This window comes from Sphingobium baderi (assembly GCF_001456115.1).
GTDB classification, from domain to species: Bacteria; Pseudomonadota; Alphaproteobacteria; order Sphingomonadales; family Sphingomonadaceae; genus Sphingobium; species Sphingobium baderi_A.
This window is the reverse complement of sequence record NZ_CP013264.1, coordinates 1,271,220-1,290,288: the sequence shown is the minus strand read 5'-3', so window position 1 is coordinate 1,290,288 and position 19,069 is coordinate 1,271,220. Positions and strand designations below refer to the sequence as shown.

At 62.0% G+C, this 19,069-nt stretch carries 24 protein-coding genes; 14 read left to right on the top strand and 10 right to left on the bottom strand.

The features are described from left to right. Positions 1–43: 43 nt before the first annotated feature. The 6 genes from ATN00_RS06410 (at position 44) to ATN00_RS06385 (ending at position 6,430) form a co-directional block, all read left to right on the top strand. Positions 44–691, top strand: coding sequence for a glutathione S-transferase family protein (locus ATN00_RS06410; RefSeq protein ID WP_062063319.1), 648 nt, complete (start codon positions 44–46; stop codon positions 689–691). Positions 692–784: 93 nt separating this feature from the next. Beyond that, complete coding sequence (locus ATN00_RS06405) at positions 785–2,305, top strand: fumarate hydratase (RefSeq protein WP_062063317.1); 1,521 nt, start codon at positions 785–787, stop codon at positions 2,303–2,305. A 107-nt stretch (positions 2,306–2,412) separates the two neighbouring features. Then, positions 2,413–2,685: a hypothetical protein gene (locus tag ATN00_RS06400; protein WP_062063315.1), complete on the top strand. Its 273-nt coding sequence runs from the start codon at positions 2,413–2,415 to the stop codon at positions 2,683–2,685. A 74-nt stretch (positions 2,686–2,759) separates the two neighbouring features. After that, entirely contained in the window at positions 2,760–3,677 is a 918-nt protein-coding gene (locus ATN00_RS06395; RefSeq protein ID WP_062063313.1) for a DMT family transporter, read from the top strand. A gap of 67 nt (positions 3,678–3,744) precedes the next feature. Continuing rightward, positions 3,745–5,136 carry a methyl-accepting chemotaxis protein gene (locus ATN00_RS06390; protein WP_197413678.1) on the top strand — a complete coding sequence of 464 codons (1,392 nt, stop codon included), beginning with the start codon at positions 3,745–3,747 and terminating at the stop codon, positions 5,134–5,136. A gap of 76 nt (positions 5,137–5,212) precedes the next feature. Beyond that, positions 5,213–6,430 carry an MBL fold metallo-hydrolase gene (locus tag ATN00_RS06385; protein ID WP_062063311.1) on the top strand — a complete coding sequence of 406 codons (1,218 nt, stop codon included), beginning with the start codon at positions 5,213–5,215 and terminating at the stop codon, positions 6,428–6,430. A gap of 104 nt (positions 6,431–6,534) precedes the next feature. Here the strand turns inward: ATN00_RS06385 and ATN00_RS23900 are convergent, their stop codons facing one another. From ATN00_RS23900 to ATN00_RS06365, 4 genes are all read right to left on the bottom strand, one after another. Then, positions 6,535–6,765 (bottom strand): hypothetical protein, encoded by a 231-nt coding sequence (locus ATN00_RS23900; protein WP_231746400.1) that lies wholly within the window; start codon positions 6,763–6,765, stop codon positions 6,535–6,537. Positions 6,766–7,016: 251 nt separating this feature from the next. Next, entirely contained in the window at positions 7,017–7,520 is a 504-nt protein-coding gene (locus ATN00_RS06375) for a DUF3617 domain-containing protein (RefSeq protein WP_062068473.1), read from the bottom strand. A gap of 81 nt (positions 7,521–7,601) precedes the next feature. Then, positions 7,602–7,883 carry an HNH endonuclease gene (locus tag ATN00_RS06370; protein WP_062063309.1) on the bottom strand — a complete coding sequence of 94 codons (282 nt, stop codon included), beginning with the start codon at positions 7,881–7,883 and terminating at the stop codon, positions 7,602–7,604. A gap of 24 nt (positions 7,884–7,907) precedes the next feature. Continuing rightward, entirely contained in the window at positions 7,908–8,477 is a 570-nt protein-coding gene (locus tag ATN00_RS06365; protein WP_062063307.1) for a DUF3617 domain-containing protein, read from the bottom strand. A 66-nt stretch (positions 8,478–8,543) separates the two neighbouring features. Between ATN00_RS06365 and uvrB the strand changes: the two genes are divergently transcribed. Then, positions 8,544–10,727 carry an excinuclease ABC subunit UvrB gene (gene uvrB, locus ATN00_RS06360; RefSeq protein WP_062063305.1) on the top strand — a complete coding sequence of 728 codons (2,184 nt, stop codon included), beginning with the start codon at positions 8,544–8,546 and terminating at the stop codon, positions 10,725–10,727. Positions 10,728–10,842: 115 nt separating this feature from the next. Here uvrB and ATN00_RS06355 read toward each other — a convergent pair whose 3' ends face one another. Continuing rightward, the gene (locus ATN00_RS06355) at positions 10,843–11,079 is read right to left on the bottom strand and encodes a DUF2061 domain-containing protein (protein WP_062063304.1); all 237 of its coding nucleotides are present in this window, start codon (positions 11,077–11,079) and stop codon (positions 10,843–10,845) included. Positions 11,080–11,192: 113 nt separating this feature from the next. Between ATN00_RS06355 and ATN00_RS06350 the strand changes: the two genes are divergently transcribed. After that, positions 11,193–11,936: a DUF72 domain-containing protein gene (locus ATN00_RS06350; RefSeq protein ID WP_062063302.1), complete on the top strand. Its 744-nt coding sequence runs from the start codon at positions 11,193–11,195 to the stop codon at positions 11,934–11,936. Positions 11,937–12,334: 398 nt separating this feature from the next. Here ATN00_RS06350 and ATN00_RS06345 read toward each other — a convergent pair whose 3' ends face one another. Then, on the bottom strand, positions 12,335–12,520 hold the full coding sequence (locus ATN00_RS06345) for a PspC domain-containing protein (protein WP_062063300.1): 186 nt from the start codon (positions 12,518–12,520) through the stop codon (positions 12,335–12,337). Between the two features lie 358 nt (positions 12,521–12,878). On the opposite strand from ATN00_RS06345, the gene ATN00_RS06335 reads away from it, so the two are divergent. Both ATN00_RS06335 and ATN00_RS06330 read left to right on the top strand, forming a co-directional pair. Then, the gene (locus tag ATN00_RS06335; RefSeq protein ID WP_062063296.1) at positions 12,879–13,265 is read left to right on the top strand and encodes a gamma-glutamylcyclotransferase family protein; all 387 of its coding nucleotides are present in this window, start codon (positions 12,879–12,881) and stop codon (positions 13,263–13,265) included. A gap of 66 nt (positions 13,266–13,331) precedes the next feature. Continuing rightward, positions 13,332–14,240 carry a dienelactone hydrolase family protein gene (locus tag ATN00_RS06330; RefSeq protein ID WP_062063294.1) on the top strand — a complete coding sequence of 303 codons (909 nt, stop codon included), beginning with the start codon at positions 13,332–13,334 and terminating at the stop codon, positions 14,238–14,240. Here the strand turns inward: ATN00_RS06330 and ATN00_RS06325 are convergent, their stop codons facing one another. Together ATN00_RS06325 and ATN00_RS06320 are read right to left on the bottom strand one after the other, a co-directional pair. Further along, entirely contained in the window at positions 14,241–14,735 is a 495-nt protein-coding gene (locus ATN00_RS06325) for a peroxiredoxin (RefSeq protein ID WP_231746459.1), read from the bottom strand. A gap of 57 nt (positions 14,736–14,792) precedes the next feature. Next, positions 14,793–15,191, bottom strand: a complete 399-nt coding sequence (locus tag ATN00_RS06320) for a VOC family protein (protein WP_062063290.1) — start codon at positions 15,189–15,191, stop codon at positions 14,793–14,795. A gap of 30 nt (positions 15,192–15,221) precedes the next feature. Between ATN00_RS06320 and ATN00_RS06315 the strand changes: the two genes are divergently transcribed. The 4 genes from ATN00_RS06315 to ATN00_RS06300 all read left to right on the top strand — a co-directional run bounded on the left by ATN00_RS06315 (position 15,222) and on the right by ATN00_RS06300 (position 18,346). Beyond that, positions 15,222–15,758, top strand: a complete 537-nt coding sequence (locus ATN00_RS06315; RefSeq protein ID WP_231746399.1) for a hypothetical protein — start codon at positions 15,222–15,224, stop codon at positions 15,756–15,758. A gap of 51 nt (positions 15,759–15,809) precedes the next feature. Next, positions 15,810–16,880, top strand: coding sequence for a DNA replication/repair protein RecF (gene recF, locus ATN00_RS06310; protein WP_062063287.1), 1,071 nt, complete (start codon positions 15,810–15,812; stop codon positions 16,878–16,880). A 108-nt stretch (positions 16,881–16,988) separates the two neighbouring features. Continuing rightward, positions 16,989–17,525 (top strand): CHAP domain-containing protein, encoded by a 537-nt coding sequence (locus tag ATN00_RS06305; RefSeq protein ID WP_062063285.1) that lies wholly within the window; start codon positions 16,989–16,991, stop codon positions 17,523–17,525. A 74-nt stretch (positions 17,526–17,599) separates the two neighbouring features. Further along, positions 17,600–18,346: a CHAP domain-containing protein gene (locus ATN00_RS06300; protein WP_062068471.1), complete on the top strand. Its 747-nt coding sequence runs from the start codon at positions 17,600–17,602 to the stop codon at positions 18,344–18,346. A 3-nt stretch (positions 18,347–18,349) separates the two neighbouring features. Here ATN00_RS06300 and ATN00_RS06295 read toward each other — a convergent pair whose 3' ends face one another. Beyond that, the gene (locus ATN00_RS06295; protein ID WP_062063283.1) at positions 18,350–18,619 is read right to left on the bottom strand and encodes a DUF3297 family protein; all 270 of its coding nucleotides are present in this window, start codon (positions 18,617–18,619) and stop codon (positions 18,350–18,352) included. Positions 18,620–18,749: 130 nt separating this feature from the next. Continuing rightward, positions 18,750–19,034: a hypothetical protein gene (locus ATN00_RS06290; RefSeq protein ID WP_062063281.1), complete on the bottom strand. Its 285-nt coding sequence runs from the start codon at positions 19,032–19,034 to the stop codon at positions 18,750–18,752. Between the last annotated feature and the right edge of the window lie 35 nt (positions 19,035–19,069).

Sequence of the window (19,069 nt, the reverse complement as noted above, 5' to 3'; positions counted from 1 at the left end):
AAGAGACCGCTGGAGAGGTCGCCAAGGTTGGAAAGGCTGTCCCATGATTCTCTATTACCACCCCTTGTCCTCCTATTGCTGGAAGGTGCTGATCCCGCTTTACGAGAATGCGACCCCCTTCACGCCGCGCCTGCTGGGCGAATCCGAAGCGGCTGCGGAAGAGTGGATGGCGCTCTGGCCGATCGGCCGCTTTCCGGTGCTGCATGACAAGGCGCGGGGCCGTACCGTGGCCGAAGCCAGCATCATCATTGAATATCTGGACCACCATGCGCCCGGTCCCTTCCGCGCGATTCCGGGAGATGCCAACGCAGCGCTGGAGGTCAGGCTGATGGATCGGCTGTTCGACAATTATGTAATGGGGCCGATGCAGGCCATCGTCGCCGACCGCCTCCGCCCGGAAGACGCGCGCGACCCGCGGGGCGTCGCCCAGTCCCGCCAGATGCTGCTCAAGGCCTATGCGCTGCTGGAGGAACGGATGACGGGCCAGTCATGGGCGGCGGGCGATGATTTCACCCTCGCGGATTGCGCGGCCGCCCCCGCCCTCTTTTATGCGGACAGGGTGGAGCCGATGCGGCGAAACTTCCCTATCCTCGCTGCCTATCTCGACCGACTGGAGGCGCGGGAAAGCTTTGCCCGCGTGCTGGCGGAGAAGGAGCCTTATTGGGCGATGTTCCCCTACGCCAACGGATAGCCGCTCTATCTGGACTCAGCACGCCAAAGTCCTATAGCCGCCCTGCGAATGCATCCGCCGTGCAAAGGCGGGGCGTCAGAAGGGACATGGGTAATGACTGTCATCAAGACCGCCGATCTGATCGAGAGCGTCGCGGACGCGCTCCAGTTCATCAGCTATTATCATCCGATGGATTACATCCGCGCGCTGGGCAAAGCCTATGACGCCGAAGCCAATCCGGCGGCCAAGGACGCCATCGCCCAGATCCTGACCAACAGCCGCATGTGCGCCGAAGGGCACCGCCCGATCTGCCAGGACACCGGCATCGTCAACGTCTTCGTCAAATGGGGCATGGACTGCCGCCTCGACGACAATAGCCGCTCCATGCAGGAGGTCGTCGATGAAGGTGTGCGCCGCGCTTATCTCAACCCTGAAAACCGCCTGCGCGCCTCGATCCTGCGCGATCCGGCGTTCAGCCGCCAGAACACGAAGGACAACACGCCCTGCGTCCTCAACGTCGAGATGGTGCCGGGGAACAAGGTGACGGTGGATGTCGCGGCCAAGGGCGGCGGCAGCGAGAACAAGACCAAGTTCAAGATGATGAACCCCAGCGACAATATCGTCGACTGGGTGCTGGAGATGATCCCGCAGATGGGCGCGGGCTGGTGCCCGCCGGGGATGCTGGGCATCGGCATCGGCGGCACGGCGGAAAAGGCCGTCGCGCTCGCCAAGGAAAGCCTGATGGAGCCAATCGACATGGGCGAGTTGAAAGCCCGTGGCCCGCAGAACGACATCGAACGGATGCGGATCGAGATTTTCGACAAGGTGAACGCGCTCGGGATCGGCGCGCAAGGGCTGGGCGGCTTGTCCACCATCCTCGATGTGAAGATCTACGACTATCCCTGCCATGCGGCGGGCAAGCCCGTGGCAATGATCCCCAACTGCGCCGCGACCCGCCACGCGCATTTCACGCTGGACGGCTCCGGCCCCGCCTATCTGGAGGCGCCCAAGATTTCCGAATGGCCGCAGGTCGACTGGAAGCCCAGCAAGGAAGCGATCCGCGTCAACCTCGACACGCTGACGCCGGAAGCCGTGCAAAGCTGGAAGCATGGCGACCGCCTCCTGCTGAACGGCAAGATGCTGACCGGCCGCGACGCCGCGCATAAGCGGATCAAGGACATGCTGGCGAAGGGCGAACAACTGCCCGTCGATTTCAAGGGCCGCGTCATCTATTATGTCGGCCCGGTCGACCCGGTGCGCGACGAAGTGGTCGGCCCCGCCGGTCCCACCACCGCGACCCGCATGGACAGCTTCATGGACATGATGCTGGAGCAGGGCCTGCTCGGCTGCGTCGGCAAGGCGGAGCGCGGCCCGGCGGCGACCGAAAGCATCGCGAAGCACAAGAGCGCCTATCTGATGGCGGTCGGCGGCGCGGCTTACCTTGTCGCGCGCGCGATCAAGGGCGCGAAGGTCGTGGGCTTCGAGGATCTGGGCATGGAAGCGATCTACGAATTCGAGGTGCAGGACATGCCCGTGACCGTCGCGGTCGATAGCGAAGGGCAGAATGTCCATCGCCTCGCCCCACTGGTGTGGCAGGAGAAAATCCGCAAGGAACGTCTGCTCGAAGGCGTGTGAACTTCCCGCAGGACAAATCCTCCTGATCGAAATCAAGGTGGCGGCAATGGGCGGAACCCTGTGGCCGCCGCCGCATTGTTTCCGGCATCTTGCGCCGGAGTTTCTTCATGTCCTTTATTCAGCTCAATCCACCGCTTCCCATCGATATCCAAGACAAGGGAAAAGGTTATGCCTTCGCGGTCATCGACTATGGACCAGAACATAATCTGATCTGGGTTACGGGTCTCAACGACAGCGGCGAGATATGGTGCGCGCCCAATCCGCTGGTGCGGCTCCAGACGAACTGGACCATGGGTCGCCTTCCGCTGGTGGATGCCCCCGCGCCTCCCATCGGCTGGCATCATGGCGGAGCCTCGGCGAACGGCGTCAAGCCAAGCTGAACGCTTCCCCAGACGGCGTGCAAAGCAGGGCAAGCTAAAGGTGACGCCCCGCGCTTTTCGGCTATAGGCCGGGCATGATTTCTTCTCCCATCTGGTTGCCCGCCACGTTGATGGCAGGCGGAATGCAGGCATGGCGGACCGCTGTACAACGCCGAGTCGGCAAAAGCCTGTCGATCAACGGTGCGGGGCTGGTCCGCTATCTTTACGGCCTTCCCTTCGCACTGTTGATGCTGGCGGCCTACCGGCTGACTTTTCCAGCGCCATTTCCTTCTGTCGGCGGGCTATTCCTGCTTTTCTGCCTTGCGGGCGGGTTGGCACAGATCATCGCCACCAACCTGTTGCTGATGGCCTTTCATCACCGCAATTTCGTGGTCGGCACTGCCTATTCGAAAACGGAGGCGGTGCAGAGCGCCATCCTCTCCTTCCTGTTGATGGGCGAAAGGCTGAGCGCGCCCAGCCTCTGCGGCATCGGTTGCGGCGTCGGAGGCATCATGTTGTTATCCACGGGCGGACGCCGCATGGGTCCGCTGGATTTCCTGAAGGCCCTGGGCCAGCCCGCCGCGCTCTATGGCATAGCATCCGGCTTTTTCTTCGCCCTGACCGCCATCGGCATCCGCCGCGCCGCGCAGGAAGTGGGCGGCAGCGACCCAATCCATGCCGCGCTCATCGTTCTAGCGGTGACGGTGGCGCTTCAGACGGTGATGCAGGGCGGTTATCTGCTGCTGCGTGAATCGGGCGAAATGCGGCGGGTGCTGGCGAGTTGGCGGGTCTCGGGACAGGTCGGATTTCTGTCTGCGGCCGGATCGGCCTGCTGGTTCACCGGCTTCGCCACCGCACCGGTGGCGCTGGTCCGCATCGTCGGGCAGGTCGAAGTCGCCTTCACGCTCGCCTTCGGGCATTTCTACCTTGGCGAACGCATGAAACGCAGCGAGGCGGTGGGCCTCATGCTAGTGGCGCTGGGCGTCATCCTGGCGTTGGCCGGCGCTCTCTGACTCCATTGGTCGCGCACCTAACCTTTCATTTACCATCCTGTTCTAGCCACACGGCGTGGAAAGAATAGTGCCCTTTGAAAACATCGCCCATGCCGTCGAGAAAGTCGCTCGCCTGTCGGGCGATCTTGGCATCCGCACGCTCGATCTTCAGGCTGACATCAGCGAACTGGCGGACCGGGTGACGCGACAGGCACGCACCATCGAAACCATCGGCGAAGCGGCAGCCCAATTGTCGCAGGATGGCGACCGCGCCTCGCTCGCGGGGGAGGAAGCGCGAACGAAAGCCGACGCCGCCCGGCTTATCATCGACGATTCGGGGCGGCAGCTTTCAACGGCCAACCAGAATTTCAGCGAACTGATCACACAGGTCAGCGGCATCCACGAGCGACTCGACAGCTTTCGCGAAGCGCTCAAGACCGTAGCCCATGTGACCGGCGTCATCAGCGGTATCGCGAGCCAGACGAACCTGCTGGCGCTCAACGCCACGATCGAGGCGGCACGCGCAGGCGATGCGGGACGTGGCTTTGCCGTAGTCGCGTCAGAGGTCAAGAAGCTGGCGCAGGAAACGACGACCGCCACCCAGACGATCGAGCGCTCCATCGGCGCACTGACCGACGAAGCCAGGAAAATGCTGGAGGGCATCATTCATGGCGCGGAGACGGCCCACGCCGCGGCCAATGACACGCGCAATATCGAAGCGCTGGTGGAAAGGCTGGACGCGCTGATACGCGACCTGTCCGGCAAGAGCGACGCTGCGGCCGACCGCATCGCCTCCATGGTGGGATCCGCGGCTCAAATCAGGGAAGGGCTGGCGGCGCTGGCCAGCACATCGACCGACAATGCCGACGGGCTTCAGCGCCTGTCCAGCCGCGTATCGACAGCAAGCGACGACACCAACGAACTGCTGCAATATCTGGCGGAGAGCGGGGTCGAGATTCCCGATTCCCCTTATATCCGCTTCGGTCTCGAATCCGCCGATATGGTGGGTGCGGCCATCGAACGAGCGATCACACAAGGGCGTGTGAGCGAAGCCGAGATATTCAGCGAACATTATATACCGATAGCCGGCACCAATCCTCTGCAATTCTCGCATCCCGCGCAGCAGGTGATGATGCCCGCGGCCCGCGAGCAGCAGGAAAAGGCGCGCGGCTTAAAAGGGTTCTTTGGCATGACCTTCACCGATCGCAACGCCTTTGGCGCGGTGGCCATGCCTGAACGCGCCCAGCCGCAGCGGCCGGGGCAGGACAAGTGGAACCTTGAACATTCGCGTCAGGGCGTGATCTTCGATTTCCCCGACACCCGGGAGCAAAGCAAAATCACCCAGCCCTTCTATATCAAGGCCTATCGCCGCCTGACGGCCGATATGGAGGTCGTGCTGCTCAAACAGGTGATTGCTTCCATCCATGTGAATGGGCGACATTGGGGCATATTGCAGCTTGCCTATGAGAACCCCTGCTGAGCGGCATTGACGCCATGCCCCTTGCCGCGCCGCCAATCCGCGTTATGTCGCTGATGGCAAAAGGTTCGGAGAGCGCATGGGTCGCCTGTTCAGGAAAATCGCCGGTGTCGTGGGCATCGCATCACTGTTTGCGGTCATCGCCCTATGCCTGGCGGTCACCGTCATCCCGCCTTTCCTCGACCGCATCTATTATCAGGGCCCTGCCAGCCGCCATTTCGACGGCGCACACTTCTTCAATCCCGATGGCACGGACGATTTCATCTCACGCGGCCCCAATATGCACAATGCCATCGCCCGCTATCTGCTGGGGCGGGACGACCGGCCCGAATGGCCGGACGCGATAGCGGTAAGACCGGCGCGCCCCGCCCCCTTCGCCGCTCCGCGCGGCATGACGGCGACATGGGTGGGTCATGCGACGGTGCTGGTGCAGGCGGCCGGCATCAACATCCTGACCGATCCGATCTGGTCGGATCGTGCCGGGCCGTTCAATCTGGTCGGGCCAAAGCGCGTCGCACAGCCGGGCATCCGCTTCGACGACCTGCCAAAGATCGACCTGATCGTCATCAGCCACAATCATTACGATCATCTCGACATCCCCACCCTTAAAAAGCTCTGGGAACGCGACCGGCCCAGGATCGTCACCGGCCTTGGCAATGACACGATCCTGAAAGCGTCCGGCATTCCCGCCACCGCGCTGGATTGGGGCCAGTCAATCAGCGGCGCGGCACTGGGCGGTCTTGGTGCCGATACGGTGATCCAGTGCGAAAATTATGAGCATTGCCCCGATTACCGCGTCCATGTGATGCGAAACCATCACTGGAGTTCGCGCTGGGCCACGGACCGGAACCGCGCGCTATGGTCCAGCTTCGTGATCGAAACACGGGCCGGGAACATCTTCTTTGCGGGCGATACCGGTGCGGGCGATATGGCCTGGCCAGCCGAAGCCGCGCGACTGGGTCCGGTCCGCCTCGCCATCCTCCCCATCGGCGCCTTCCGCTTTCAGAAAGGGCAGATGGCTTCGGGCACCCATATCGGCCCGGAACAGGCCGTGCAGATCTTTGAGCGGCTAGAGGCATCGACTGCGATCCCCGTCCATTGGGGCACGTTCCGCCTGTCTTATGAGAAATGGGACACCCCGCCCCGGATGCTGGAAATGTTCCTGCAATGCGAGGGGATAGAGCGCAAGCGCTTCGCCCCACTCAGGATCGGCCAGTCGATTCTGGTGCCCAATTATACGCCTGTCCCACGAGGGCCAAAACGCTGCGACCGACGGGCCATCGCGGCACTGGAATAGACCGCGCAATCAGGACGGCGGGCAAACCCCCATCATGGCGCGATAATTGTCCACCCTCACTGCGGCGAGATATTCGGCCTGCATCTCCGCGGTCAGCAGTTCGATCATCTGACGCCTTCAATCCGTAGCTCGCTGACGCCGAAGCCGCCGTCACGCTTACGATATTTTGCGGGCCAGCCTTCTCGCCTGGCAATCGCCATCACATCATCCTGGCTGAGGCGCGTGGCGATGGCGGCATGGGTGCCGGCAAATCCGGTTTCACCGGCGCGCTCGCCCTCGCCGTCGGCACCGCCCTCCGCCTCATACAGCATGATGCCTATGGGATAGACCTCCACCGCGGTGCCATGTTCGTCATTGGCGAGCGTGATCCAGCTTCCCTCAGCAACCGGCGGAAAGGGAAAGGCGGCACCATCTCAAAATTGCGCGATGACCTCCGCCAGATGGCGCGGATCGTGCGCTGCGATCGAAAGATGAAACAGCGTGGCCGATTCCCTTTTCCATGGAATGATGCCGTGCACGATTACGGATTGGAGATTCCGGCCCGGAGCTGCCGGGCCGCCATGCCCGGCAGACCGTCCAGGCAAGTTCAGGCCTTGGGGCAGTCGCCGACGCGCTTGCCGCTCAAATCATGCGTTGTCCGCAATGTGGGCTGGCCGCCCACCGTCTTCGTCATCGTCGTGCCCAGCGTCAGCGTATCAGCTGTGTAATTGCCTTCCACCGTGATTTCCGATGTGCCGCTTCCCGACTTGCAGGACAGGGTCGCGATAAGCCTCCCCTTGCGGACCAGCTTGTCCTTGTAAGTGCAATCCTTGCCTTCCGTGCCTGCCAAGGCATCGGCATTGGGCACTCCGGCGGCATCGACCACGATGCACGTCTTGTCTTCGCTCACTTCCTTGAGCGCGGCCTGATATTCGGCGGGCGTCACCGTAGGCGTGTTATAACCGGTGGTCTTCCGGGTCAGCGCCCATTCGCCCGCCTGCATCAGAATCGGCACTTCTTCTGCTTCGGGTTCGGGCGCGGAACTGCTGCCGCACCCTGTCAGGCCAAGAGTCATCACAAGCGGCATCGCCGCCAGAACAGTGTATCGCATCATCTCTCCCCTGTTCTCTTACGGAACGGAGGGCAGGCTCACCCCTCTGGCAGTAAAGTGCAAGCGAAAACGCGATCCTGTTCAATGCCTTCGGCGGGTGGGCGCATGGAAATCCGGCGGCTTGTCCGCAATCCAGTCGAGGAAGCGGGTCATGGCAGGATGCGCGCGCAGGCGGTCGGCATCCCGATAAACACGCGCCAGTTCGGCATTGGTGGCGATGGCATGAATGGTCCGGTGGCAAATCGGATGCAGCGGGACCACATCCCGCCCGCCCCTGCTTTTAGGCAGCGGATGATGCCATTCCACCCGCCGCCCGAGCGAACGCCCACACAGCCAGCAACACGCCGCCCGCGCTTCATCCATGCCGGTGCAGGCGCGAGGAGGTGGTCAGGAACAGGTGGCTCCGACCCACTTTCCGGTCGTCCGCGCCTTCATCGCCATGGTCATACCCTGGGGGCCGCCCTCCATCTTCATGTTCATCTGCATCTCATAGTTTTCCGGCGCATAATTGCCCGTCATCACCGCATTCATCGTACCATTCTCCCCCTTGCACGATACCTGCCCCTTCACCGCGCCACCACGCGCGTCGAAGCCGCTATAGGTGCAATCCTTGTTCTCCTGACCGGAGAACATCTTGCCGCTGGGATTGGCGGCCTCTTCGGGCGTGACGCAATATTTGATCGAGGGCTGCGTCATCATCTGCTTCATCCGGTCCTTCATCTGCGGCGATGCGCCGGGCATGTTCGACAGGTCGATATCCTCCAGCGTGAAGCTGCCTTCCCACTGGCCAGGCTTAAGCTGCACCTTGTCGACCTGCGCCTTCACCTCTCCCCGGCTCATGCCGTCGGTCGCGGCAATGTCTCCCGCGCCTTCCGCTTTCTCCCCCGCCTTCTCGCCACAGGCAGCGAGCAACAGGGTGACGGAGGCAAGGGCGGCGGTCACGACGGCTTTGTTCATGGCATGGGTTCCCTGTTTGATCTTGGCGGTTGCGACCCGTCCTTGGGAGGACCATATCAAGCAGCGATGACAATTCAAATCCGCACATCCCTCGCAGAACCGGAGACAGGCGAAGACTTCGTCCCCCACCGCCCCGCGCGCCCGGAAAAAAGCGAAGGCGGCAAACCCTTCAAACTCGTGTCCGACTATGAGCCGTCGGGCGACCAACCGACCGCCATCGCCGAACTGGTCGCCGCCGCGCACGAAGGGGAACGCGATCAGGTGCTGCTGGGCGTCACCGGCTCCGGCAAGACTTTCACCATGGCCAAGGTGATCGAGGCACTGCAGCGCCCGGCTTTGGTGCTGGCCCCCAACAAGATCCTCGCCGCCCAGCTTTATGGCGAGTTTAAGAGCTTCTTTCCGGAGAACGCCGTCGAATATTTCGTCAGCTATTACGACTATTACCAGCCCGAAGCCTATGTCGCCCGGTCGGACACCTATATCGAGAAGGAAAGCTCGGTAAACGAGAGCATCGACCGGATGCGCCATTCGGCCACCCGCGCGCTGCTGGAGCGGGACGACGTCATCATCGTCGCGTCCGTCTCCTGCCTTTACGGCATCGGCTCGGTCGAAACCTATTCCGCCATGACCTTCGCCATGCAGAAGGGCGGGATCGAGGACCAGCGGGAGATCATCCGCAAGCTCGTCGCGTTGCAATATAAGCGCAACGACGCCGCCTTCGCGCGCGGGAATTTTCGGGTGAAGGGCGACAATCTGGAAATCTTTCCCTCGCACTATGAGGATACGGCGTGGCGCATCAGCTTCTTCGGCAATGAGATCGAAGAGATCGTCGAGTTCGATCCGCTGACCGGCAAGAAGGTCGCGTCGCTGGACTATGTGAAGGTCTTTCCCAACAGCCACCACGTCACGCCCGGCCCGACGCTCAAGCAGGCGATGGAGGCGATCCGACATGAACTGGCCGAGCGGCTCAAGGAATTGCATGCGGAGGGCAAGCTGCTGGAGGCGCAGCGGCTGGAGCAGCGCACCAATTTCGACCTGGAGATGATCGCGGCCACCGGCTCCTGCGCGGGGATCGAGAATTATTCGCGCTTCCTTACCGGCCGCCTGCCTGGGGAACCGCCGCCGACCCTGTTCGAATATCTGCCGGAAAACGCGCTGCTGTTCGTGGACGAAAGCCACCAGACCGTGCCGCAGATCGGCGCGATGTCGCGGGGCGACCACCGACGCAAGATCACGCTCGCCGAATATGGCTTCCGCCTGCCGAGCTGCATCGACAACCGCCCGCTGCGCTTCAACGAATGGGACGCAATGCGCCCGCAGACCGTCAGCGTCTCCGCTACCCCCGGTCCGTGGGAAATGGAGCAGACCGGCGGCGTGTTCTCCGAACAGGTGATCCGCCCTACCGGCCTCATCGACCCGCCGGTCGAGATCAAGCCAGTGGAGGATCAGGTGGACGACCTGATCCACGAAGCGCGGGAAACGGCGAAGAAGGGATACCGCACCCTCGTCACCACGCTCACCAAGCGCATGGCCGAAGACCTTACGGAGTTCATGCATGAGGCGGGCATCAAGGTCCGCTACATGCACAGCGACGTCGAAACGCTGGAGCGTATCGAGCTGATCCGCGACCTCAGGCTCGGCGTCTATGACGTGCTGGTTGGCATCAACCTGTTGCGCGAGGGATTGGACATTCCCGAATGTGGGCTGGTCGCGATCCTCGACGCGGACAAGGAAGGCTTCCTGCGCTCCGAAACATCGCTGATCCAGACCATCGGCCGCGCGGCGCGCAATGTGGACGGGCGCGTCATCCTCTATGCCGACCGAATCACCGGCTCCATGGAGCGGGCGCTCAATGAAACGTCCCGCCGCCGCGAGAAGCAGCAGGCCTATAATGTCGAGCATGGCATCACGCCGACCACGATCAAGCGTCACATCGGCGACATCATCGCCCATGTCGCGAGCAAGGATCAGGTCACGATCGACACGGGGATCGACGATCGCCCGCACCTGGTCGGCCACAACCTGCGCGCCTATATCGAGGATCTGGAAAAGAAGATGCGCGCTGCGGCCGCCGATCTGGAGTTCGAGGAAGCCGGCCGCATCCGCGACGAGATCCGCAAGCTGGAGGCCGAGGAACTGGGCCTGCCCTCCGAACAGCAGGTCGCCGCCCCCAGAGGCCGCGCGAGCGAAGGCAAGCCGGGAACGCGGAAACTGCGCTACGGCAGGACGCAGCGGAAGTTCGGACGATAGGACCGTTGAGTGGAATGGCAGTTATAGGTGGATTGCGGACTGTGCGCTTCTTCATTCTCCGTTGCGGGCTATGTCCGCTCACGGTCGAAACCCGCCTGGCCCCGCCCTGCCACCATCACGCGAAGCTCGCCCGTCCGCGCATCCATTCGCGCCCAGCCCCGCGCGGCGGGCGGGCCATGATCCGTTTCCACGCGCGTTCGTGGAAGAAGAACGCGACGGCATTCACCATCGGCTCGATCAGTGCGATGCCGCCCGCCAGGGCGGCCGATCCGGTCAGCACATAAGCCACGGAAAAGCCGATGGTCAGGTGAATGGACAAATAGGTGGCGGTCTTGATGAGGTCGAGCGGCATGGCGAAATCTCCTGCCGCAACAGTTAAGAATCAATCGCAATAAAGACCAACATCTTTTCCCGCTGGCTCTGATCGCTTCGACCGATCAATATGCCGCGCAGGAGGAATGAGTCATGCGCGGACGGATCAGGGTCGGGATCGGTGGCTGGACCTTTGAACCATGGCGCGGCGCCTTCTATCCTGAGGGGCTACGGCAAAAGGACGAACTGGCCTATGTTGGACAGCATCTGACCGCAACCGAGATCAATGCGACCTATTACAGCACGCAGAAGCCCGCGACCTTCGCCAACTGGGCCAAGTCGGTGCCAGAGGGCTTTCATTTCGCGGTCAAGGCGTCGCGTTTCTGCACCAATCGGCGCGTATTGGCAGAGGCAGGCGAATCCGTCGCGAAGTTCGTGAACCAGGGACTGGTCGAACTGGGCGACCGGCTGGGCCCGATACTCTGGCAGTTCATGCCGACCAAGACATTCGATCCGGATGATTTCAGCACCTTCCTGAAACTGCTCCCGGCGAGCGTCGAAGGCGTCCCGCTACATCATGCGCTGGAAGTGCGGCATGAAAGCTTCGGCGATCCCGCCTTTCTGGCTATGGCGCGGGATGCGGGCGCGGCGGTCGTGCTGTCCGATCACCCGGAATATCCCGCGATCCATGGCCATGATGTCGACTTTTCCTATGTGCGCCTGATGCGGAGCCGGGAGGAGGAAGTGACCGGCTATAGCGTGGCGGAGATAGCGCGATGGGCCGATATCCTGCGCGAAAGAGCACGGGGCGGCGACGTGTTCGCCTTCTTCATCAGTGGCGCTAAAGCAAGGAATCCGGCGGCTGCGATGACCATGATCGCGCATTTGGACGGCTAGATGAGGAAATAGCGTTCCTCCCTCTCCTTTTCGGCGAACCAGCATCCTGTCACTCTCGCGCAACAGGCTGTTGCATTTGCTGCAACTGCGAAGGCGCGCTTTGCGATTGTTGCAGCGCAATGACACGCGCATAACGGCGATATCAGCCCACAGGGCGATCAATCAACCTGTTGATGGAGTTAAATATGCGTCACGCTTTTCAGGGCGTCGTGCTGGTAGTTGCGGTCAGTGCACAGGTGCTGACCTTCTATTCGGTGCTTTTTGCCTGAGTTCTTCTGCGCTTTCCTCTCTCCCGATTATCGTCGGGACTCAAAAGGCCGCCCCGGGCATCAGCCAAGGGCGGCTCTTTTATTATCTGCAGTTTTACCCAGTTCAGACGATATTGCGGAACTGACCCGTCAGCCTTCCGCCATCCAGCCTGCAAGCAGATAGGCAACGACGCCCACCGGCCCAAGCGCACAGAGTGTCAGCAGCAGCACAGCGACGCGGATCAGCGTTACATCCATGCCGGTGCGGTTGGAAAGACCCGCGCACACGCCCATGATCTTTCCGTTGCGGCGGTCGAGAGTGAAGCTGTTGTTCATGATTCTGGCCTTCTGATGCAAATATTCTGGTCTATGCGGAACAGTTCGGTGCTGGTTCAAGCGATCGAAACGACTGGACCTACAGCCGCGCCAACAAAGACGCTGGCGAACAGCAAAGCTCCAGCGACGGCAAAAGCGACGTTCTGAATCTTGGCGATGGACATGTTAATGACTCCCTTGACTTGTGGCGGCCAGACCATCCGGCCTTGATGCCCACTTGATTGCAGGAGCCGTGCCATTTGCCTTTTCCAGCGGAAATGCAGGGTTTCGGACACGCTTTCAGCGAAAGCGCAACGTGTAAAATTCCGTAAATTAGAATAATTCACCGTTTATCGGGATAATTTTCAAGAAGGATGCCATGCCTGCACAACTTCTCTTCGTCTATGGAACATTGCGCCCGGCTTTTGGCAGGCCGATGGCGCTCTGGTTCGGCACGGTCGCGCGGCACAAGGGAAAAGGAAGCGCGAAAGGAGCACTCTATCGCATTGCCGATTATCCGGGCTTCGTTCCCGGACCGAATGGCGTGGTGGCAGGCGATGTGTTCGAACTGCCCGATCCCACGCCGGTCCTTGCGAAACTGGACATCTATGAGGAATGTTCGCCGGACTTCCTGCCACCCCATGAATATCGCCGCGAAATGCTGGCGGTGGATATGCCGGACGGGCCGGTGCAGGCCTGGGTTTATGTCTATGCCCGCCCGACCGACGGGCTGGAACGCCTGGAAAATGGCGACCTGTCCGCCTGACATGCTTGCGCCGGGACGCTCCCTCGCTAGTCTGCGATCCGGGGCGGGAACAGAGGAGAGCATGCCATGAGCCAGCACCCCCATGATCATAGCGAGCGCCTGCCCGAAGACCGCAACTGGATCAGTTCCACGGGCCTGAACCGGCGGCGGCTGCTGATCGGCGGCACCTTCGCCGCGGGTTTCGCCGCGGCCTGCCGCCCCGTGTCCAGCAGCGCGATCCAGACCTCCGCGCAAGGGCTGGCCGAAGAAAGCGTGTCGATCCCTACCGATGACGACTTTGCCATGCCCGCCTTCGTCGCGCGCCCTGCCGACACGGAAAACGCCCCTGTCATCTGTGTCGTTCATGAGATTTTCGGCGTCCACGAATGGGTCCGCGACATATGCCGCCGCTTCGCAAAGGCCGGCTATTATGCGATCGCCCCCGACCTCTTCGCCCGCCACGGCGATGCGACGAAGATTCCCGAGATCAAGCAACTGGTGGACACCATCGTTTCCAAAGCCCCCGATACGCAGGTGCTGGCCGACATCGATGCGGCATATGCCTGGGCCGGTAGCCATGGCGCGAACGGAACGCGGCGCGGCATCACCGGCTTTTGCTGGGGTGGGCGGATCGTCTGGCTCTATGCGGCCCATAGCCCCAATCTGGATGCGGGAGTTGCTTTCTACGGCCGCCTCGTCAGCCAGAAAACAGCACTTCAGCCGCTAAGTGTGATCGAGGAAGTGACGAAACTGAAAGCCCCGGTGCTCGGTCAATATGGCGCGCTCGACAAGGGGATACCGTTGGCCGACGTGGATGCCATGCGCGCCGCGCTCAAGCAGGCGGGCAAGTCCCCGCCCGACGAAATCACCGTCCATCCCGGCGCGGACCATGGCTTCATGGCGGACTATCGTCCCAGCTATGACGAAGCCGCCGCCACAGCGGCATGGCAGGCAACGCTGGGCTGGTTCGACCGCTATGTGAAAGAGGGCAAGTGACTATTTCCCCGTTATCGCCTTCACCGCTGCCAGCGTGCTTTGCACATGGCCGCTATAATTCATCTCGCTATGGACAAAGGCGATGCGGCCCGACGGCGCGATAACATAAGATGTGCGGTCGGTCATGCCCGGCCGCATCTTGAGCGCCACATCATAACCCTGCACGATCCCCGGCCCGGCGGAAGCCACAGCGAATTTGCCAGCGCACTCCTTGGTGGAAAAGGCGACCAGATCATCGACCGGATCGGTCGACATGCCAATGACTGTGGCGCCAGCCTTCTTGAAGTCCTCGATATGCTCGGCAAACTCGCGGGCTTCGGCGGAGCAGCCAGGGGTGAACGCCTTGGGGAAGAAATAGAGCACCACCGGCCCGCGCTTCAACTGGTGCGATAGAGTGAGTGTGAAGGTCTTGCCCGCCATCGCGCCGCGCGTGGTGAAATCAGGCGCTTTCGCACCAACGGCCAGCGCCGCCGTTGCGCCAGTCGCGCTCATCATTGCGGCTGCGGCAAGGGAAAGCGCTGCGATCCGTGCGATCGATCTGCTTGACATGGTTCAATTGTCCTTATCTGACGATGCGGGCGACTCCCACAATTCGATGGCGTTACCTTCCGGATCATGGATTCGTGCGAAACGGCCGACCGCGGGATCGTCCCACTCATCCTTGGTGATGATCTCTATCCGCGCGGCGCGCAAGTGCGCGAGCAGGCCGTCGAGATCGCTCACACGGAAATTCATCATGAAATTCTTGTCGGCGGCGAAATAGTCGCTGTCCAGATTGAACGGCGAAAAGACCATCGGTCCCCCCAGCGTCTGCCACACCCATTCATTAGGCGGTGCCGCAGGATCGCTCGTGCAACCAGCGCCAACGCCCAGATGCTGTCGATACCATGAGGCCAGCGCGTCGGGATCACGCGATCGGAAGAACAATCCGCCCATTCCCAATACAGGCATGAAAAAGCACTCCTGACACAATCAAGGCAAGTGTCATCCTTCTTCCCCAGCGGAACTCTTGCCCGCGTCGCCAGTTCCTTCCGGATGCGTTTCTATCTTCCTTTCGCCCTGCCGCTTCTGCTTGTCGCCTGCGATGGCGGCCATGATCAGCAATCCGGCATGATCACCGATATCGAAAATGCGACGTCTTCCGGCCCACAGGAGAAGATAGTCACGAACAATGCCAACCCACCGCTCGAAAATGCCACAGCGCCACGCGCGCAGGAGACCGGATCACTAATCCCCACGGCATTACAGGGGCGCTGGACGGGAATAGGCGACGATTGCACCGACAAAACCGCCGAGCAGGAACTGTCCATCACGCCGAAGGAACTGATCTTCCATGAAAGCGTCGGCACCGTGACCAGTATCGAACAGCAGGCGGATGGGCGGATGAAGGTAAACGCGTCCTTTACAGGCGAGGGCCAAAGCTGGACCCGTAGCTTGACGCTCAAACCCTCCGCCAAGGGGCAGGAACTGACTATGGTAAACGACGGCGTAGCTGTCACGCGCAAGCGTTGCGGTTGAGCTGCGCGGCGTACGCTTCCTAAACCGCTTCCGCACCGCTAGAGCGGCCTGATGATCGGCCGACTGACCCTAAGCGATTTCCGCAATCATGCGGACGCGCTGATCGTACCCGATCATGCATTCATCCTGCTGACCGGCGAAAATGGCGCGGGCAAGACGAACATCCTGGAAGCAGTGTCGATGCTGGCTCCGGGGCGCGGGCTGCGCGGGGCGGCTCTGCGCGACATGGCAAAACAGGACGGCATGGGGGGCTTCGGCATAGCGGCGGAGGTCGATGGCGTGATGCTGGGCACAGGAATCGTGGCCGACACGCCCGATCGACGACAGGTGAGGATCGGCGGGGTTGCCTCTTCCGCCAATGCGCTGGCAGATCATTTGTCAATCATGTGGCTAACGCCCGCAATGGATCGCCTGTTCATGGATAGCCCGGGCGGGCGGCGGCGGTTTCTGGACCGGCTGACCCTAGCGCTGCACCCCAGTCATGCCGCCCATAGCGCTCGCTATGAAGCGGCGATGCGGGCGCGTAACCGGCTGCTGGGCGATCTTAGAAACGCCGATCCGCTCTGGCTCGACGCGCTGGAAGCGCAGATGGAGGAGCATGGCGCCGCGCTGGCCGCCGGGCGCACCGATCTGATCACGCGGCTGAACACCTTGCTGGTGGATCAGTCCGACGCCCCCTTTGCCCGGCCATCACTCGCGCTCCAGACGGAAGAAGAAAGCCACGATTCGCTTGCCCGCCGCCTTAGCCGAGAGCGGCGGCGGGATGCCGCCGCTGGGCGCACATTGTCGGGGCCACACCGGCAGGATCTTGCCGTCACGCACGTCGCCAAGGGCCAGGCGGCAGCACTCTGCTCGACGGGTGAACAAAAAGCCTTGCTGCTCTCTATTCTGCTTGTCCACGCCGCTTTGGTGGCGGCTTCGCGCGGGCAGCCGCCGGTGCTGCTGCTCGACGAAGTGGCAGCCCATCTCGATCCGTTGCGTCGGAGCGCCTTGTTCGACCGGCTGCGCGGCATGGGCGCGCAGGTGTGGATGACCGGGACGGAAAGTGCGCTTTTCCAAGATATTGACGCAGCCACACGGCTGTCCATCACGGCTGGTCAGCTCTTTCGTTCCGCCAGCTAACGCGCGGTAGCAACGACTCGTCGCCCCGCACTTTTCAATTCGTCCGGCCTCTGCCCTAAGGCCGTCACGGGGATGAAACACCTTTAATATATTCGGGGGTCGCAACGCATGATCGGTGGTTTTCGCGCTCTGTTCGCAGCAGTGATGCTTGCGCTCGGCGCCCTGACCGTTACGCCTGCTACTGCCGGCGTACTTCAGTGCGTTCCCTATGCCCGTCAGATTTCCGGTATCCAACTTTATGGCAATGCCAACACCTGGTGGTCCCAAGCGCAGGGCCGCTATGATCGCGGACATGAACCACGCGTAGGCGCGGTTCTGGCCTTTTCATCCAGCCGCGCCATGCCTGTCGGCCATGTTGCGATGGTGAGCAAGGTCATCAGTGATCGGGAAGTGCTGCTGACCCACGCCAATTGGTCCTATCGTGGCGGGATCGAACGCAATGTCCGGGCCATCGACGTGTCGCCGAACAATGACTGGTCCGACGTGCGCGTATGGTACGGCCCCATCGGCAAGCTGGGCCTGCGTTCCAATCCGGCGCGCGGTTTCATCTATGCCAGCCCCGCGCGCGACGATACGACGGGCGTGCAGTTCGCTTCAGCCGATCGCGCCACTGCGGGCTCCGAATCCGCGCACGGTGCCTACTGAACGTTTAACCACTTCCTAAATGTCGCGACCTAGGATCGTCCCCGGTGGGGCGATTCTCTGTTTGAGGTCGCATGATGTTTCGATGGATTCGTTGGGCGGTGGCGATGCTCCTGTCCGGCGCGATGGCTGCGCCCGCTCTGGGGACAACGCCTCTTCAATGCGTTCCCTATGCGCGCATCGTCTCCGGCGTGGAGATTTACGGCGACGCGCTGACATGGTGGGCACAGGCGGAAAACCAATATCAACGCGGGCATAGGCCGCGCAAAGGCGCAGTTCTCGCCTTCCGTCCGGCGGGGCCGATGGCGCTGGGGCATGTGGCGGTGGTCAGCCATGTGATGGACGCGCGACGTATCTTGATCCGCCATGCCAACTGGTCCGCTCCCGGAGCGATCGAGGAAGACGTGATGGCGGTGGACGTTTCCCCCGCCGGGGATTGGAGCGAGGTGCGCGTATGGCACAGTCCGACCCGCCGGATGGGTGCGCGGATCAATCCGACCTATGGTTTCATCTATGGCGACAGGGAAAAGCTGCATCCCTTCACGCCCAATCCGGCCATGGGGAGCAGCATCCGTTTGGCCAGCATGGATCAGGACGCATGGCGGGATGTTCAGGTGCCGGCGCGCGCGGTTTTCCGTCCTGCGTCGAATGAGGCGCGATTGCAGAGGACGGCATCGAACGATATGCGAGATCGGCGCAAATCCGCCCATGAGCCATGGCTTGAGAGCGATCCGCGCGTGATGGAATATGCCGATGCGACGCCCGCCTCGCGTTCGCTGGGCGACATTATCGCCGACGTGAAGCAGGAAGCGCGGATGCGCTGAGGATTATTCCCCGCTTGTCTCAGATGTGTCTTCAGCAGCGGTTTCAAACCAGGCTTCGACCGGCCCGGACAGTTTGATGGTCAACGGATTGCCATGACGATCGCGGGTCTTGCCCGCCGCGACGCGAATCCAGCCTTCGGAAATGCAGTATTCCTCGACATCCTTCCGTTCACGCTCTTTGAAGCGGATGCCGATACCGCGCTGCAGGACTTCCATGTTGAAATGGGGGCTGCGCGGGTTGGTCGAAAGACGATCCGGGGGCGTGTCGCTCATATCTCTGCTTCCTGTGACGTGTGCGGCGCGCCTACCCCGTCACCCTGCCGCGCGTCAACCATGGCGCGGCGGAGAAAGAGGAGGAATGGACGCGAGCCGCGCCTGTTCGCCCCTCCCCTTTCATCCGGCTTCAGCGGCAGATTCGGACGCGAACGCGCCGATCAGCATAATAGCTGTAGCGCCATTCGGTCCAGCAACGCTGACGATAGCCGCGCCAGTTCGCCCGATAGTGACGGTCACGGCGCCAGTCACGGCGATCGCCTCTCCAGTGACGCCGGTCATTCCAGCGATGATCGCGGTCGCCGCGCCAGCCGTCGCGATAGCTATGATCGCGCGCCTGTGCGGGAACCGCCGTCGCGCCCAGGCTGGCGATCGCCAGTCCCAGCGCAGCAACGCCTTTCCACAAAAGGGTCATGATACTTCTCCTCACGCAGTCCCGCCGCTCCAGCC